Genomic DNA, 15,070 nt, shown 5'->3' with positions numbered 1-15,070 from the left:
TGACGCCCGGCTAGTTAGGGGTCTACCTTCCCCAGTGTAGTCAACTAGCCGGGCGGCAAGTAAGTAGTTGGGGGAGAGGAAAGAACGATGGCAGTCGCAGCTCAAGAAACAGACCAGGGGAAGGAACAGCCGCAGGCCCGCAGCGTGCGCGTGGTGATACTCGCGCTCATGATCGCGATGCTCCTGGCGATGCTGGACAACATGATCGTCGGCACCGCGATGCCGACCATCGTCGGTGAGCTGGGCGGCCTGGAGCATCTGTCCTGGGTGGTCACCGCGTACACCCTGGCCACTGCCGCCTCCACTCCCATCTGGGGCAAGCTCGGCGACCTGTTCGGGCGGAAGGGCACCTTCCTCACCGCCATCGTGATCTTCCTGATCGGCTCCGTCCTCAGCGGCATGGCCCAGGACATGGGCCAGCTCATCGGCTTCCGCGCCATCCAGGGACTGGGCGCGGGCGGACTGATGGTCGGCGTGATGGCGATCATCGGCGATCTGGTGCCGCCGCGGGAGCGCGGCAGGTACCAGGGCATGATGGCCGCCGTCATGGCCGTCGCGATGATCGGCGGACCGCTGGTCGGCGGCACCATCACCGACCACCTCGGCTGGCGCTGGAGCTTCTACATCAACCTGCCGCTCGGCGCGGTCGCGCTGGCGATGGTCACCGCGGTGCTGCATCTGCCGAAGGTGGAGCGGACCAAGCCGCGCATCGACTATCTGGGCGCGGCGCTGCTGACGGTCGGCATCACCTCGATCGTGCTGGTCACGACCTGGGGCGGCACGGAGTACGCCTGGGACTCGGCCGTGATCATGGAGCTGATCGCGATCGGCGTGGCCTCGCTCACCGGCTTCTTCTTCGTCGAGACCAAGGCCGCCGAGCCGGTCGTTCCGCTGCACATCTTCCGCAACCGCAACTTCTCGCTGATGGCGGTGATCGGCTTCTTCACCGGGTTCGTGATGTTCGGCGCGGTGCTGTTCCTGCCGCTGTACCAGCAGTCGGTGCAGGGCGCATCGGCGACCAACTCCGGGCTGCTCCTGCTGCCCATGCTGATGTCGATGCTGGTCGTCTCGATGATCGCGGGCCGGGTCACCACCAACACCGGCCGCTACCGCCTCTTCCCGATCATCGGCGGCGCGCTGATGATGACCGGCCTGTTCCTGCTCTCGCAGATGGACACCGGGACCTCGCGGCTGACCTCCGGGCTCTATATGGCGGTGCTCGGCGCCGGCATGGGCTTCCTGATGCAGATCACCATGCTGGTCGCGCAGAACAGCGTCGAGCAGAAGGACATGGGCGTCGCGTCGTCGGCCGCCACCCTGTTCCGTACGCTCGGCAGCTCCTTCGGCGTGGCGATCATGGGCGCGCTGTTCACCGCGCAGGTGCAGGACGAGATGACGGCCCGGGGCGGCAGCGAGATCACCGCCGGGTCCGCGCAGCTCGATGCCGCGAGCCTGGCGAAGCTGCCGGACCAGGTCCGTGAGGCGTACGAGTTCGCCGTGTCGTCCGGGACGCATGCGGCGTTCCTGCTCGGGGCGGCGGTGGCGGTCATCGGCTTTGTGGCGGCGTTCTTCGTCAAGGAGGTGCCGCTGCGGGGTGCCGCTCCCGGGCAGGGCACGGAGCCGGAGCCGAGCCCGGACGACAAGAGCCCGGACGACAAGACGGGCAAGGTCGCCGAGACCGTCTGACGCCCCGGCCCGCTGCGCCTTACCGGCCCCCGATGTGCCTGTGCACATCGGGGGCCGCTGTCAGTGGTGGGTGTCAGCATCGGTGATGTGACGCACCTCGCCCGTCTCAAGCAGCTGCGGCTTGCGAAGGACGCCATGGACCGCGACTGGGCCGAGCCGCTCGACCTGGACGCGGTGGCCTCCCATGCCGGTTATTCGCGCTATCACTTCGTCCGCGCCTTCAAGGCGGTGTACGGGCAGACGCCCGGCCAGTACCTGTCGCGCAGGCGCATAGAGCGGGCCGAGGAGCTGCTGCGCTCGGCGAACCTCTCGGTCACCGAGATCTGCACGCTGGTCGGCTTCAGCAGCCTCGGCACGTTCTCGACCAGGTTCAAGAAGCAGACCGGCCTGACCCCGAGCGAGTACCGCGCCAAGCATGTGGGACGAGGGGCAGCGCTGATACCGGGGTGCTACGCGCTGCTGTGGGCGGGCGGCTTCCCGGGCAGGGAGGTGCGCGGCAAGGGGGAGGTCCGGGCCAAGGAGCGCAATTCTGAAGAAGCCGGGTGACGTGCTCGCTGCCTACGGTGGCGGAGCAGACACCGACCCGCCATCCGCAGGAGCTGGACATGATCAAGGGCCTTGGCATCACCACCGTCTGGACGCTCGACCAGGAGCGCACCAAGGCGTTCTTCACCGAGAAGCTCGGCTTCGAGGTCCGTACGGACATGGCCCTCGGAGAGATGCGCTGGGTCACGGTCGGCGCGAAGGACCAGCCCGATGTGGAGCTGGCGCTGATGAGCCCGGACGGGCCCGGCATGGACCCCGAGTCCGCCCAGGCGCTGAAGACGCTGGTCAGCAAGGGGGCGCTGGGAGCGGGCGCGTTCCGTACGGACGACTGCCGCGGGGACTACGAGACGTTCAGGACCCGGGGCGTGGAGTTTCTGCAGGAGCCGAAGGAGCGTCCGTACGGCATCGAGGCGATCTTCCGCGACGACAACGGGAACTGGTACTCGCTCACGGAACGCAGCGAGGAGCTGGACATGACGAAGGACTTCTTCTGAGAAACAGGACTTCGTCCGAGTCCGAGACGGAGGTCCGGCTAGTCCGTGGGCGGGAGCATCGGGAAGCTGCCCGTGTTCGTCGGCGCGTGCTCGGGCAGCCACAGGACCGCGATCGCGCCGCCGGACTCGCCCAGCGGCGTGGCGCCCTCCGGCGCGGCATTGCGGAAGGTGAGGCGCGCGCCGAGGACGCGGGCCTGGCCCGCCGCGATCGTCAGGCCCAGGCCGTGGCCCGTGCCCGCGCGGTCGCTCGCGCCCGTGCGGAAGCGGCTCGGGCCCTCCCGAAGCAGCGCTTCGGGATAGCCCGGGCCATGGTCGCGGACCCGCACCACGCGGCCCTCGACGGTGACCTCCACCGGCGACTTGCCGTACTTCGCGGCGTTGGTGAGCAGATTGAGGAGGATGCGCTCGAGCCGCCTCGGATCGGTGCTGACCCAGGACTCGTGGATCACCTGGATGACGACCTCGGGGTTGAGCGCGGTGATCCGGCGGCTGACGAACTCGCCGAGCGCGATCTCCTGCAACTCGGCCCGCTCGGAGGCACTGTCGAGCCTGGCCACTTCCAGTACGTCCTCGACCAGCGTCCGCATGGCCTGCGCCCGGTCCCGTACGAGCTCCGTGGGGCGGCCGGGCGGCAGCAGCTCGGCGGCCGTGAGCAGCCCGGTCACCGGTGTGCGCAGTTCGTGCGCGATATCGGCGGTGACCCGGCGCTCGGCCTCGATGCGCTCGTTCAGTGCGTCGGTGAGGCGGTCGACGGCGCGGGCGAGATCGTCGGTCTCGTCGCGTACGACGCCGCCTATCGCGTCCCGTACGCGTACGTCCGTGTTGCCCTGCGCGACATGGCCCGCGGCCGCGGCGGCCTTGCGCAGCCTGCGCGAAAGCTGTCCGCCGATCAGCACGCCGAGCGCGCAGCCGCCGAACACCACCGAGACCGAGCCGATGACCAGCGCCCGGTCGAGGTCCTTCATAACGGTGGCGCTGCGGCCGGCGAACTCCGAGTGCAGCGAGAGCACGTCGCCATTGGCCAGCGGCACGGCCGCCCAGATCTCCGGCGTGCCGCCGCGCCCCTCGTCGACATAGCTGCCGCGGCGCTTGTCGTCCATGAGCTTCTGGAGCTCCTTGGGCAACGTGGGGTCATTGATCTTGGAGCTGAACCGCGGGTCCTTGTTCTTGGACGTCTCGTACCAGCGCTGGGCGAGCAGCACGCGGTCCATCTGCACATCGCGCGCGTTGTCGAGCATCGAGACGCGGGCGGCGTTGTGCACGACAAGGCTGAGCGCCATGGCGATCAGAGCCCCGACCCCCGCGATCGCGATGCTGATCTTCCACCGGACGCCGGTGCGCAGTCTCGGGCGCCTCATGCCGTGCCATCCCGTTCAGTCCGCTCCGGCCCCGGGGTCTTTGCTGCCGGGGGTCCGGACCGCGGCGCAGCCGCTATCCGGTGCAGTGCCCCCGGGTGATGCAGCCACCGGACGCCGGTGCGCAGTCTCGGGCGCCTCATGCCTTGAGCTTGTATCCGAAGCCGCGGACCGTTTCGATCCTGTCCTGGCCGATCTTGGTGCGCAGGCGCTGGACATGGACGTCCACGACCCGGGTGTCGCCGCCCCAGCCGTAGTCCCAGACGCGCTCCAGCAGCTTGTCGCGGGAGAGCACCGTGCCCGGCGCGGAGGAGAACTCCAGCAGCAGCCGCATCTCCGTCGGCGTCAGCCCCACCGGCTCACCCGCCTTGCGCACCTCCATGCCCTCCGTGTCGATCTCCAGATCGCCGAAGGCCAGCAGCGGACCCTGCGCATCCTGGCCCGCAGGAGAGGCGTCGCCGACGCCGCCCGCGTGGCCGAAGCGGCGCAGCACCGCGCGGATCCGCGCGACCAGCACCGCTCCGTCGAACGGCTTGGTGACGTAGTCGTCGGCGCCGGCCTCCAGGCCGAGCACCACATCGATCGAGTCGGCACGCGCCGACAGCATGATCACCGGCACGGTGGACTCGTCCCGGATGCGCCGGCACAGGCTCACCCCGTCCAGCCCCGGCACCATCACATCGAGCAGCGCGATGTCCGGACGGTTGGCGCGGAAGGCCTCCAGGCCCAGCAGCCCGTCCGGCATGGCGGTGACCACGAAGCCGTCGCGCTCCAGCGCGAGCTGAGTCGCCTCGCGGATGACATCGTCGTCCTCGACGAACAGGACATGAGTCTCGGCCATCCCGCTGCTCTCAGTTCTCGTTCGTGGCAGGCGCTTCGGGGGCGACCACGTCGCCGTCACCGACCGACCCGCTGAATTCGTTGCGTACCCAGTACTGCTGCGTGAACTTGCCGTTCGCCCAGTGGTATGTGGTGATCTCCTCGCCGGACGGCTCGGTCACCGGGTCCCCCTTGGCGTACACCTGCTTGGTCACCACCAGGTCGCCCCGGTCGATCGCCGCGTACACCGCCGGCTCCTCGGCCGCGAAGACGTTCTCGTACTTCTCGCCGTCCGCGCGGTACACATACGTGCCCATGCCGACCGCGTCGTCGCAGGTCATCACGTTCACGACGACGTCAGGCGTGGTTCCGCCGGTGAGGTTGCCGTACGAGGTGTCCACCGGGTACGAGTCGCGCGCGCAGGGCTTCAGATCGGCCTTGACCCGCTCGCTGACCTGCGGATCGGTCAGGATCAGCTTCACCGAGTCGACGGGATCCACACGCTGTCCCGCTTCACCGGACGGCGGGGCCGGTGAAGGGGTGGCCTTGGCCACCGAGTCGGTGCGGGCCGCACCCTCGTCCTGCGCACCGGTGCCGCCCGAGGAGCAGGCGACGGTGAACAGCCCAACAGCGGCGAGCCCGGCAATCGCCGTACTGCTCGCCGCTATGGAGGCCCTGCCGCCTCTGGCTTTCAGGCCGCCGGTTTTAGGGCCGCTGGTCTTCAGGCCGCGCAACGCTCCTGCCCCCGATCCTCGTGCTCACCGGCACGCCGCAGTTCGCCGCGCTCCAGAGCCCGCGCGTCCAAGTCCCGGCTCTCCAGCTCCTGGCGGAGCCGGGCCAGTGCCCGGTGCAGCGTGCTCTTCACGGTACCGGCCGACATGCCCAGCGCGGCAGCCGTCTCCTCGGTGCTCATCTGCTCCCAGTGTCGCAGCACCACGACGCTGCGCTGCTTGGGTGCCAGCACCTTCAGCACGTCCATCAGCAGAGCGCGGTCCGCGCGCTGCTCGCTGCCGTCCTCGACGCTCGCGTCGGGCAGCTGCTCGGTGGGGACCTCTTCCAGCTTGCGGGCGCGCCACCACTCCGTACGCGTGTTGATCATGACTCGTCGGAGGTATGCGTCGGCGAGTGACTTGTCCGCTATGCCGTCCCAGCGGCCGTACGTGCGGACCAGAGCGGTCTGCAGCAGGTCCTGTGCGTCGATGGGGTCGGGCACGAGGCGCCGGGCGCTTCGCAGCAGAGCCTCCTGCCGGTTGCGTACGTACTCCTCGAACTCGAGCACCTCGCCGTGCGCCATGCCAACCGCCTCCGTCCCCGTCAACTTCACTGCCGTTCGCTTACGTCGAAGAAGCTACGGAGCTGTTGTCACGGGGCTGTGCGGAGCAGCCGTCGGAGGACGCACGGCCATCCATCGGTTATGTAACAGCCGATGTTTCAGGCACGGTTAGTCGGGGAAGCGTGGCATTCCGTCATGTGGTGTTCAGCTGCTCGGCAGTCGGTACAAGCCGTTCTCCAGCGGTTCCACGAGTCCGTCGGAGACCAGACCGTCGAGCGCCCGGGCCCGTTGCACCGGCTCGTGCCAGACCGCGTCCAGTGCCGACTGCGGCACGGGAGACGTGGCCTCGCGCAGCACGGCCAGCAGCTTGCCGCGCACCTGGCGGTCGGTGCCCGCATACGTCTGGCCACGGCGCGCGGGCCCCTGGTGCGCGGGCTTCCCGGCCAGCCGCCACGCACAGCGCCCGGAGATCGGGCAGCGCGAGCAGTCCTCGTTCTTCGCCGTGCACACCAGCGCGCCGAGCTCCATCGAGGCCGCCGCCCAGCGGGCCGCGGTCTCCTGGTCGTCGGGCAGCAGCGCGCGGGCCAGCTTGCGCTCGGCCGCGGTCGTCGCCGTCGGCGGGTACTGGACGCCGGCCGCGGCCCGCGCGAAGACCCGCCGCACATTGGTGTCGAGCACGGCATGGCGCTGCCCGTACGCGAACGAGGCCACCGCGGCGGCCGTGTACTCACCGATCCCGGGCAGCGAGAGCAGCTGGGCATGCTCGCTCGGCACGTCGCCGCCGTGCCGCTCCGCTATCGCCTGCGCGGCCCCGTGCAGCCGCAGCGCACGCCGCGGATAGCCGAGCCGGCCCCAGGCGCGGACGGCCTCACCCGGGGCCTCGGCCGCGAGATCGGCGGGCCGGGGCCAGCGGGCCAGCCACTGCTCGTACACCGGGAGCACCCGGCTGACCGGGGTCTGCTGCAGCATGAACTCGCTGACCATCACGCCCCAGGCGCCCGCCTCGGGGCGTCGCCAGGGCAGATCGCGGGCGTGCTCGTCGAACCAGGCGATGACGGGGCTGTGGAGCGACGCCGCGTCAGCGAGGACAGAGTCGGAGGGGGCCAGGTCTGTGAGGGCGGGGTCTGTCGTGGTGTCAGTCATGGCACTCCGATCCTGGCACGTCCGAGGGTGCTGACGGTGCATACGCTCCGGTGACCGCGCGGTCGGGCACGGCGGACCCGGCCGGCCGGCCTCGGTCCGGCGAACCGGAGCACCACTCCCGTACGGCTCGTACGCATCGTGGCGACCAGCGTCCGGGCCGGCCGGGACAGCGCCGTGGCGACCAGTGCCGCGACCAGCGCGCCGAGCAGCAGACCTGCCGCCGCATCGTGCGGGTAGTGGACTCCGGCGAAGACCCGCGAGAACGCCATCAGCAGCGCCATCGGCACGGTCAGCAGCGCGATCCGCGGCCGCGGCCGAGCCGGCGATCGAGGCGTGGTTGCTCGGGAAGGACCAGTCGCCGGCCGGCGGGCACGGCACCAGTGACGCGGCCGCCTCCGCGACCGAGCGGCACGGACGCTCCTCGTCGACGGCCGACCTGAGCAGCTCGCTCGCGACATGCCCCTGGTACGGCGACCGCGAAGGCACGCGAACTCCCGCTGCGCGCACGCCACCAGGCGGCGGCGAAGAGAGCTCCGAAGAGCAGCAGCCCTGCCTCGGCTCAGAGTTCGGCGAGCTGCCGCGCCCAGCAAGGCGTCGTATGAGCGAAGTCGGTGGTGTCCCGGTAGAGGCCGCGGGTGATGCTGCTGTCCATGGTCACGGACCGTACCGGGCAAGGGATATCGGTCACTCGTAGCGATCGGCCGGAGGCGGCCTTGACGAAGGAGAGGGGTCCGTGCGGCGCATGGCGTGATGATGATCCGCAGAACTCGCGAATCAGGGCGGCGGGTGGGACGGGAGTTGGCCCGGATCTCTCGTAGAGTTCGCCTCGTGGGATCTCTGCGCAATCCGATCGGGCCGCTCCCCTCCTCCATCTACTGGCGACGGAGGGCAGTCGCGCTGTCCCTGATCGCGGTGCTGGCGCTGCTGGCCGTCTGGGCCCTCGGCTCCGGTGGCGGCGGCAACGGGGCCAGCGAGGACGGCAAGGCCAACGGCGGTGCCACTCCCGCGCCTTCGATCACGCCCGGACCCTCGCAGTCCGGTCCGGCGATCAGTGAACAGCCGGGCGGACGCGACGAGTCGGGCGACTCCGGCGACAACGACGGCAGCGGCAGCGGTGGTACGGACGGGGGCACCGGCGGCGAGGGCGCCGACGGAGGCCAGAACGGTGCGGGTGGCGCGGGCGGAGCCGGCGGCGCGGCCGCCGGAGGCACCGGCGGCCAGCAGGTCCCGGCCGGATCCAGCCTGCCCGACTGCGCGCCGGGCGCACTGAAGTTGACCCTGCGCAGCGTCAAGGTGGCCTACGAGCCGGGGGAGAAGCCCACGTTCCAGCTGGTCGCGGCCAACTCGTCGGCGACGACGTGCAAGGCGGACTTCGGTCCGAGGGCCGCGGTGCTCACGGTCACCGACGACGGCGACGACGAAGTGTGGTCGACGAAGGACTGCCCGCGCACGGCGGGGAGCATGTTGCTGAGGGTCCCGGCGAAGGGGTCGATCACGCACACCGTGCAGTGGGACCGCAGGCAGAGCGAGCCGCAGTGCGCGACGCCGCCGGCGGGCGCGGTGCCGCCGGGCACGTACCTGGTCGAGGCGACGATGCCGGGGGTGACGGTGCTGCCGGCGTCGTTCCGCCTGGAGAAGGACTAGCCCTTCGCGGGCCGGCCTCGCGGGACGGCTCTCGGGACCGGGCTGGACGCGGACGACCGCTCGGTTCTCGGGACCGGGCTGGACCCGGACGACCGCTCGGTTCTTGCGACCTGGTCCGAGCTACACGTACCGCTCGAGGATCGAGGACTCGGCCAGCCGCGACAGGCCCTCGCGCACGCTGCGTGCCCGCGCCTCGCCCACGCCGTCGACCGTCTGCAGATCGTCGACGCTCGCCGCGAGCAGCTTCTGCAGTCCGCCGAAGTGCTCCACAAGACGCTCGATGATCGCGCCGGGCAGCCGCGGCACCTTCGCCAGCAGTCGGTAGCCGCGCGGCGAAACCGCGGAGTCGAGGGTCTCGGGCGAGCCGCTGTAGCCCAACGCCCTCGCCACTATGGGAAGTTCGAGCAGCTCGGTGTGGGTGAGGGAGTCCAGCTCGGCGAGCGCCTCGTCGACCGTGCGGGACCTCTTCGCGGTCGGCTCCGGCACATAGTCGCGCACGACCAGCTCACGCTCCGGCTCCACGCCCGCGATCAACTCGTCGAGCTGGAGCGAGAGAAGCCGGCCGTCGGTGCCCAACTCCACCACGTACTCCGCGATCTCCGTGGCGATCCGGCGCACCATCTCCAGGCGCTGCGCCACGGCCGTCACGTCCCGGACCGTCACCAGGTCCTCGATCTCCAGCGCGGAGAGCGTGCCCGCGACCTCGTCGAGGCGGAGCTTGTAGCGCTCCAGAGTGGCGAGCGCCTGGTTCGCGCGGGAGAGGATCGCGGCCGACTCCTCAAGGACCCGGCGCTCCCCGTCCACGTACAGCGCGATCAGCCGCATCGACTGCGAGACGGACACCACCGGGAAGCCGCACTGCCTGGAGACGCGGTCCGCCGTGCGGTGGCGGGTGCCGGTCTCCTCGGTGGGGATGGACGCGTCCGGGACCAGCTGCACACCGGCCCGGTGGATCTTGGTGATGTCCTTGTCGAGGATGAGCGCGCCGTCGAGCTTGCACAGCTCGCGCAGCCGGGTCGCGGTGAACTCCACGTCCAGCACGAAGCCGCCGGTGCACATCGACTCGACGGTCTTGTCCATGCCGAGGACGATCAGGCCACCGGTATTGCCGCGGAGGATGCGCTCCAGGCCGTCGCGCAGGGCCTGACCCGGCGCGACCGCGCTCAGAGCGGCGCGGATCAGTGCTTCGTTGCCGGAGCCTCCGCCGGACTTTCCGGGTGCTGCTGCCCGGTCGTTGGCTGCCACTGCACTCCTCCGGCTCGTACGGATGGGCGAGACCAGGGCAAAGTCTACCGGCGCGTGTCGCCCGCCCGGGGGGCCTCCGCACGCTCTTTCCCCGCGGCGGCCCCCGAAGCCCCCTCGGAACCCTTCTGCCGGCCGCGCGGGAGCACCCTCAGAGCGTCCCCCACATCCGCCACCTCCGTCACTTTCATCCCGGTTGGGATCTTGCCGGGATCCGTGGGGACAAGGGCGTGCGTGAAGCCGAGACGGTGGGCCTCGGCGAGCCGGCGCTGGACGCCCGTGACCCGTCTGACCTCGCCCGCAAGGCCCACTTCACCGATCGCGACCAGGTTTTTCGGCAGCGGAGTGTCGCTGGCGGCCGAGGCCAGCGCCAGCGCGATCGCCAGGTCCGCGGCCGGCTCCGAGAGCTTCACCCCGCCGACGGTCGCGCTGTAGATGTCGCGCTTGCCGAGAGCGGTGATACGGCCCCGCTGCTCCAGCACGGCGAGCATCATCGACACCCGGGAGGTCTCCAGACCCGAGGTCGTGCGCCGCGGCGAGGGGATCTGTGAGTCGACGGTCAGCGCCTGCACCTCGGCGACGAGCGGGCGGCGGCCTTCGAGCGTGACCGTCAGACAGGTGCCGGGGACGGGCGCGTCCCTGCGCGTGAGGAACAGGCCCGAGGGGTCGGCGAGGCCGGTGATGCCCTCGTCGTGCAGCTCGAAGCAGCCGACCTCGTCCGTCGCCCCGTAGCGGTTCTTGACGCCTCGTACGAGACGCAGCCGGGCGTGCCGGTCGCCTTCGAAGGACAGCACCACGTCCACGAGATGCTCCAGCAGGCGCGGTCCGGCGATCGCGCCGTCCTTGGTGACATGGCCCACCAGGATGGTGGACATGCCGCGCTCCTTGGACGCGCGGATCAGCGCACCGGCCACCTCGCGGACCTGTGCCATGCCGCCGGGCGCGCCATCGATCTCGGGCGAGGCCACGGTCTGCACGGAGTCGAGGACCAGCAGGGACGGCTTGACCGCGTCCAAGTGACCGAGGACCGAGGACAGATCGGTCTCGGCGGCGAGATACAGATGGTCGTGCAGCGCATTGATCCGGTCGGCCCGCAGACGGACCTGGCTCGCGGACTCCTCGCCCGTGACATACAGCGTGCGGTGGTCGTCGCTCGCCGCCTTCGCCGCGACGTCCAGCAGCAGCGTGGACTTGCCGACGCCGGGCTCGCCGGCGAGCAGCACGACGGCGCCGGGCACGAGCCCGCCGCCGAGGACGCGGTCGAGCTCGTCGACCCCGGTGGAGCGGGCGGTGGCCTGGCGGCCGTCGACCTGGCCGATGGGCAGGGCAGCGGTGGAGACGCGGCCGACGGCGGTGGTGCGCACGGCAGGCGCGCCGTACTCCTCGACCGTGCCCCAGGCCTGGCATTCGGGGCAGCGGCCGAGCCACTTGGCGGTCGTCCAGCCGCATTCGGTGCAGCGGTAGGACGGCCGGTCCTTCGCGGATTTCGTACGGGCAGCCATGCCGGAACCGTAGCCGTACCCACTGACAACGCCGTCGGCGCGGCCTGCCTCGGCTGCTTCACGGCCTGCGCAACCGCCTACGAATCGGCCTGCTTCACGACGTCGAAGCGCAGATGGGTGATGTCTGAAGACTCCAGGGACCACAGCCGCTTCAGCTCGACGGGCCCGCCGACATGGTCGAACAGCCGCTTGCCGGCGCCGAGCAGGAGCGGGACGAGCATGATGTGGATCCCGTCCAGAAGCCCGGCGGCCAGCGCCTGCTGCGCGACGGTCGCGCCGTGCACGCCCACGTGCTTGCCGGCGGCGGCGGCCTTCGCCTGCGCGATCAGCTCCTCGACGCCGCCGGTGACAAAGGTGAACACATCGGGCGCGACCACGTCCTTGGGGTCCGGCGGTCTGTGCGTGAGGACGAAGCACGGCACCTTGCCGGCCGGGCCGCCGTCGCCCCAGCCGCCGTCGCCCTCGCAGAGGTCGTACGAATGCCGGCCCATCACGATCGCGCCGAGCTCCTCCGCCATGTCGCCGAGGACTTTGGCGTCGGTCTCGTTCATCTCCTCCACCCAGCGGTGCAGGCGCATTCCGCCCACGCCGAGGGGATTCTCACGGGTGTCGTCCGGCCCGGCGATGAAGCCGTCCAGCGACATCGACATGCCTGAGATCACTCTGCTCATGACGGGTTGACTACCTGGCGCCCGGGAACTCATCGGTGAGGGCGCGACCGGTAGGGGCGGAATTAACGATTCCTGTCCCCCTTCGAGCGAACTGTTCACCCGTAAGAATTAAAAGTGTTCAACCGGTACGAACTGGGTGTGGGACTGCGCCTACGGTCACGGCGTGACGAGCAGCAGGCTGGAGCCACCCACACACACCACCGGCGCACACCGGGCGTACCGGCGCGCGCCGCGTCCGGCCCCGAAACAGCCGCCCGCGCGTTATGAGCCGTACCTCGACGGCCTGTTCACGTACTGCCTCTCCGTGCTCTGCGACCACGACGCGGCGACCGCGCTGCTCGGTGACGTACTCGCCATCGCGGAGCGGCAGTACGGGCGCTGCCCGACGTGCGAGCCCGAGCGCAGGGCATGGCTGTACGCGCTGGCGCGCTGGGCCTGTCTGCGCCGGCTGGCCGAACAGCGGCGCAGCCGGCAGGGGGCGCACACGGGCAGACCCCTCGTCTCCGAGGAGCGACCTCGCGTTCCGGAGCACCTCGCCCAGCGCCGCCGTGCCGAACTGGCGCTGCTGGCCTGGCCGGAGGCGGCCGGTACGTCCCCCGAACAGCGCGAGGCACTCGAACTGGCCGTCCGGCACGGTCTCGGCCCGCGCGAGGTCGCCGCGGTCCTCGGCCTCGACGGGCTCGCCGCCCACGAGCTGCTGGCCACGGCGGCGTGCGAGCTCGAGCGCACCCGCGCCGCGCTCGCCGTCGTCGAGACCGGCAACTGCCCGGCCGTCGCCCGGCTCACCGGCGACCACCGCGTCCTGCTCTCCCCGGCACTGCGCCATGAACTCGTCCGGCACGTCGACGACTGCCCGCGCTGCCGCCGCGCGGCCGAGCGGGCCGGAGCGGGCGGGCCGTGGCCGGGGTCGGCCGTCACTCCGGCGACCCTGCCGATGGTCGCGGCGGACCGGGCCGCCGCGTATGCCGCGATGGTGCACGTTCCCCGGGCCCGGGCCGGCGCGCCGCGCTTCGGCCCCGGCGGCTTTCCGCTCGACCCGAAGGACCACGCGGCCCGCCGCGACCGGCTGCGGGCGCGCGCCGTGACGACCACGGTCGTCGCGACGGTCGTCGCCGCGCCCGTGCTCGCGCTGTGGGCGGCCTACCGGGGCGCTCCGCTGACGGGCGAGGGACAGCACGGCCGGACCTCGGTCAGCGCGGCTGAGGCGGACGGGCAGGCCGGTCTCGACGGCGCGCCGTACGACCACTACGAGAACGCGGGCAACGCGGAGGCGGAACCGGACACGAGGTTCACGGTCGGCTCCCGCGCGCCGGACGTCTCGGTCGAGGTCATCAGCGAGGGCGCCTCCGCGCAGCCGACCCGCCCGGGCAGCCGCGGTCCCGGCCGCCTCACGGTCGAGGCGGAACCTTCCGGCAACACGACCCGGATCACGCTCCGGGCGTCCGGCGGCTCGCCGGTGACCTGGTCGGCGTGGACGAATGCGTCGTGGCTGTATATGAGCCGCACCTCGGGCACGCTGAACCCGGGCGAGTCGGTCACGATCTACGTGACGGTGGACCATGACCGGGAGCCGGCGGGGGCCTGGAGCGCGCGGGTGGGGGTGGATCCGTCGGGAGCGGTGGTGGAGATCGACGGCTTCGGCGCGACGAATCCGCCGTCCCCGTCACCGTCGGACCCGTCACCCACGCCTACGCCGTCGGATCCGTCCCCGTCTCCGACGCCCTCGGACCCGTCTCCGACGCCCACGCCGTCCGAACCGTCACCGTCGGACCCGTCCCCGACCGACCCGACCCCGTCGGAGCCGCCGCCGTCCTCGGAACTGTCGGAAGCGCCGCCGTCCTCGCCCGAGGGCTGAGCGGGCCTAGACCCCAGGGTCCGCCGGGTGCGGGGCCAGGAGCGGGAGCTGGGACGACAGGCGGGACTCGCACAGGCCCGCGAGGACGTCGTACGCCTCCTTGCCCATCAGTTCCGTCAGCTCCGGGCGGTAGGTCACGTACACCGGTTCCCCCGCCCCGTGCGCCGACGTCGCCGATGTGCACCACCAGTGGAGGTCGTGGCCGCCCGGGCCCCAGCCCCTTCTGTCGTACTCGCCGATCGAGATCTGGAGCACGCGGGTGTCGTCCGGGCGGTCGATCCACTCGTAGGTGCGCCGCACCGGCAGCTGCCAGCAGACGTCAGGCTTCGTCTCCAGCGGCTCCCGGCCCTCGCGCAGCGCCAGGATGTGCAGCGAGCAGCCCGCGCCGCCCTCGAACCCCGGGCGGTTCTGGAAGATGCAGGACCCCTCCCAGCGGCGCGTCTGGCGTTCGCCGTCGTCGTCGACCTCGACCCAGCCCGTCTCCGCGCCCACGTCGTGGAACTGCCACAACTCAGGAGTCAGCCGGGCAACATGATCAGCGACCCGCTTCTCGTCGTCCTCGTCGGAGAAGTGCGCGCCGAGCGTGCAGCACCCGTCGTCCGCGCGGCCCGCCTGGATCCCCTGGCAGCCGCTGCCGAAAATGCAGCTCCACCGGGAGGTCAGCCAGGTCAGGTCGCAGCGGAAGACCTGTTCGTCGTCGGCGGGGTCGGGGAATTCCACCCACGCCCGCGCGAAGTCCAGCCCCTTCTCGTCGTTCTTCGACGGCTTCGGGGACTTCGCGGGCTTCAAGGGCTTCGAATCGCGGGCCTTGCCCGGTTTCGCCTTTTTCGTCTTCGGCAC

The 15,070-nt window shown here is 71.1% G+C and carries 14 protein-coding genes and 1 pseudogene; 5 read left to right on the top strand and 10 right to left on the bottom strand.

What is annotated here, in order from left to right; genetic code table 11:
• The first annotated feature begins 87 nt into the window (after positions 1-87).
• From ACH4YL_RS37690 to ACH4YL_RS37680, 3 genes are all read left to right on the top strand, one after another.
• A complete protein-coding gene (locus ACH4YL_RS37690; RefSeq protein ID WP_398512042.1) occupies positions 88-1,686 on the top strand; it encodes an MDR family MFS transporter in 1,599 nt (532 codons plus the stop codon).
• Between the two features lie 135 nt (positions 1,687-1,821).
• Positions 1,822-2,232 (top strand): helix-turn-helix transcriptional regulator, encoded by a 411-nt coding sequence (locus ACH4YL_RS37685; RefSeq protein WP_398512061.1) that lies wholly within the window; start codon positions 1,822-1,824, stop codon positions 2,230-2,232.
• Between the two features lie 59 nt (positions 2,233-2,291).
• Entirely contained in the window at positions 2,292-2,726 is a 435-nt protein-coding gene (locus ACH4YL_RS37680; RefSeq protein WP_398512060.1) for a VOC family protein, read from the top strand.
• A gap of 38 nt (positions 2,727-2,764) precedes the next feature.
• Here ACH4YL_RS37680 and cseC read toward each other — a convergent pair whose 3' ends face one another.
• From cseC to ACH4YL_RS37650, 6 genes and pseudogenes are all read right to left on the bottom strand, one after another.
• Positions 2,765-4,084, bottom strand: a complete 1,320-nt coding sequence (gene cseC / locus ACH4YL_RS37675; RefSeq protein WP_398512041.1) for a two-component system sensor histidine kinase CseC — start codon at positions 4,082-4,084, stop codon at positions 2,765-2,767.
• 136 nt (positions 4,085-4,220) lie between these two features.
• A complete protein-coding gene (gene cseB / locus ACH4YL_RS37670; RefSeq protein WP_398512040.1) occupies positions 4,221-4,922 on the bottom strand; it encodes a two-component system response regulator CseB in 702 nt (233 codons plus the stop codon).
• Positions 4,923-4,932: 10 nt separating this feature from the next.
• Positions 4,933-5,634 carry a hypothetical protein gene (locus tag ACH4YL_RS37665; RefSeq protein ID WP_398512039.1) on the bottom strand — a complete coding sequence of 234 codons (702 nt, stop codon included), beginning with the start codon at positions 5,632-5,634 and terminating at the stop codon, positions 4,933-4,935.
• Positions 5,622-6,194: a SigE family RNA polymerase sigma factor gene (locus ACH4YL_RS37660; protein WP_398512038.1), complete on the bottom strand. Its 573-nt coding sequence runs from the start codon at positions 6,192-6,194 to the stop codon at positions 5,622-5,624. Before ACH4YL_RS37660 ends, ACH4YL_RS37665 begins: the two co-directional genes overlap by 13 nt.
• A 183-nt stretch (positions 6,195-6,377) precedes the next feature.
• Positions 6,378-7,316 carry an A/G-specific adenine glycosylase gene (locus ACH4YL_RS37655; RefSeq protein WP_398512037.1) on the bottom strand — a complete coding sequence of 313 codons (939 nt, stop codon included), beginning with the start codon at positions 7,314-7,316 and terminating at the stop codon, positions 6,378-6,380.
• Positions 7,313-7,968, bottom strand: a pseudogene (locus ACH4YL_RS37650) (phosphatase PAP2 family protein). The gene ACH4YL_RS37655 and the pseudogene ACH4YL_RS37650 overlap by 4 nt, the downstream one beginning before the upstream one ends.
• Positions 7,969-8,144: 176 nt before the next feature.
• Here ACH4YL_RS37650 and ACH4YL_RS37645 point away from each other — a divergent pair.
• Positions 8,145-8,960 (top strand): hypothetical protein, encoded by an 816-nt coding sequence (locus tag ACH4YL_RS37645; protein WP_398512036.1) that lies wholly within the window; start codon positions 8,145-8,147, stop codon positions 8,958-8,960.
• Between the two features lie 120 nt (positions 8,961-9,080).
• On the opposite strand, the gene disA is transcribed toward ACH4YL_RS37645, so the two are convergent.
• The 3 genes from disA to ACH4YL_RS37630 all read right to left on the bottom strand — a co-directional run bounded on the left by disA (position 9,081) and on the right by ACH4YL_RS37630 (position 12,375).
• Positions 9,081-10,205 (bottom strand): DNA integrity scanning diadenylate cyclase DisA, encoded by a 1,125-nt coding sequence (disA, locus tag ACH4YL_RS37640; RefSeq protein WP_398512035.1) that lies wholly within the window; start codon positions 10,203-10,205, stop codon positions 9,081-9,083.
• Between the two features lie 44 nt (positions 10,206-10,249).
• A complete protein-coding gene (radA, locus tag ACH4YL_RS37635; protein ID WP_398512034.1) occupies positions 10,250-11,704 on the bottom strand; it encodes a DNA repair protein RadA in 1,455 nt (484 codons plus the stop codon).
• Positions 11,705-11,781: 77 nt separating this feature from the next.
• Positions 11,782-12,375 carry a dihydrofolate reductase family protein gene (locus ACH4YL_RS37630; protein WP_398512033.1) on the bottom strand — a complete coding sequence of 198 codons (594 nt, stop codon included), beginning with the start codon at positions 12,373-12,375 and terminating at the stop codon, positions 11,782-11,784.
• 163 nt (positions 12,376-12,538) lie between these two features.
• Between ACH4YL_RS37630 and ACH4YL_RS37625 the strand changes: the two genes are divergently transcribed.
• Complete coding sequence (locus ACH4YL_RS37625) at positions 12,539-14,230, top strand: hypothetical protein (RefSeq protein WP_398512032.1); 1,692 nt, start codon at positions 12,539-12,541, stop codon at positions 14,228-14,230.
• Between the two features lie 6 nt (positions 14,231-14,236).
• Here the strand turns inward: ACH4YL_RS37625 and ACH4YL_RS37620 are convergent, their stop codons facing one another.
• Positions 14,237-15,070, bottom strand: a complete 834-nt coding sequence (locus ACH4YL_RS37620; RefSeq protein WP_398512031.1) for a hypothetical protein — start codon at positions 15,068-15,070, stop codon at positions 14,237-14,239.

Source organism: Streptomyces sp. NPDC020681 (genome assembly GCF_044334895.1).
Lineage (GTDB): Bacteria > Actinomycetota > Actinomycetes > Streptomycetales > Streptomycetaceae > Streptomyces.
Note: the sequence above shows the minus strand (reverse complement) of the source record. Positions and strands in the feature narration are given on the sequence as shown.

What these genes read in the sequence shown, in the direction of transcription:
- ACH4YL_RS37655 (WP_398512037.1), bottom strand. Translation starts at nt 7,316, where the DNA reads ATGACTGACACCACGACAGACCCCGCCCTCACAGACCTGGCCCCCTCC.
- ACH4YL_RS37690 (WP_398512042.1), top strand. Translation starts at nt 88, where the DNA reads ATGGCAGTCGCAGCTCAAGAAACAGACCAGGGGAAGGAACAGCCGCAG.
- ACH4YL_RS37660 (WP_398512038.1), bottom strand. Translation starts at nt 6,194, where the DNA reads ATGGCGCACGGCGAGGTGCTCGAGTTCGAGGAGTACGTACGCAACCGG.
- ACH4YL_RS37630 (WP_398512033.1), bottom strand. Translation starts at nt 12,375, where the DNA reads ATGAGCAGAGTGATCTCAGGCATGTCGATGTCGCTGGACGGCTTCATC.
- radA (WP_398512034.1), bottom strand. Translation starts at nt 11,704, where the DNA reads ATGGCTGCCCGTACGAAATCCGCGAAGGACCGGCCGTCCTACCGCTGC.
- ACH4YL_RS37680 (WP_398512060.1), top strand. Translation starts at nt 2,292, where the DNA reads ATGATCAAGGGCCTTGGCATCACCACCGTCTGGACGCTCGACCAGGAG.
- cseB (WP_398512040.1), bottom strand. Translation starts at nt 4,922, where the DNA reads ATGGCCGAGACTCATGTCCTGTTCGTCGAGGACGACGATGTCATCCGC.
- cseC (WP_398512041.1), bottom strand. Translation starts at nt 4,084, where the DNA reads ATGAGGCGCCCGAGACTGCGCACCGGCGTCCGGTGGAAGATCAGCATC.
- ACH4YL_RS37685 (WP_398512061.1), top strand. Translation starts at nt 1,822, where the DNA reads ATGGACCGCGACTGGGCCGAGCCGCTCGACCTGGACGCGGTGGCCTCC.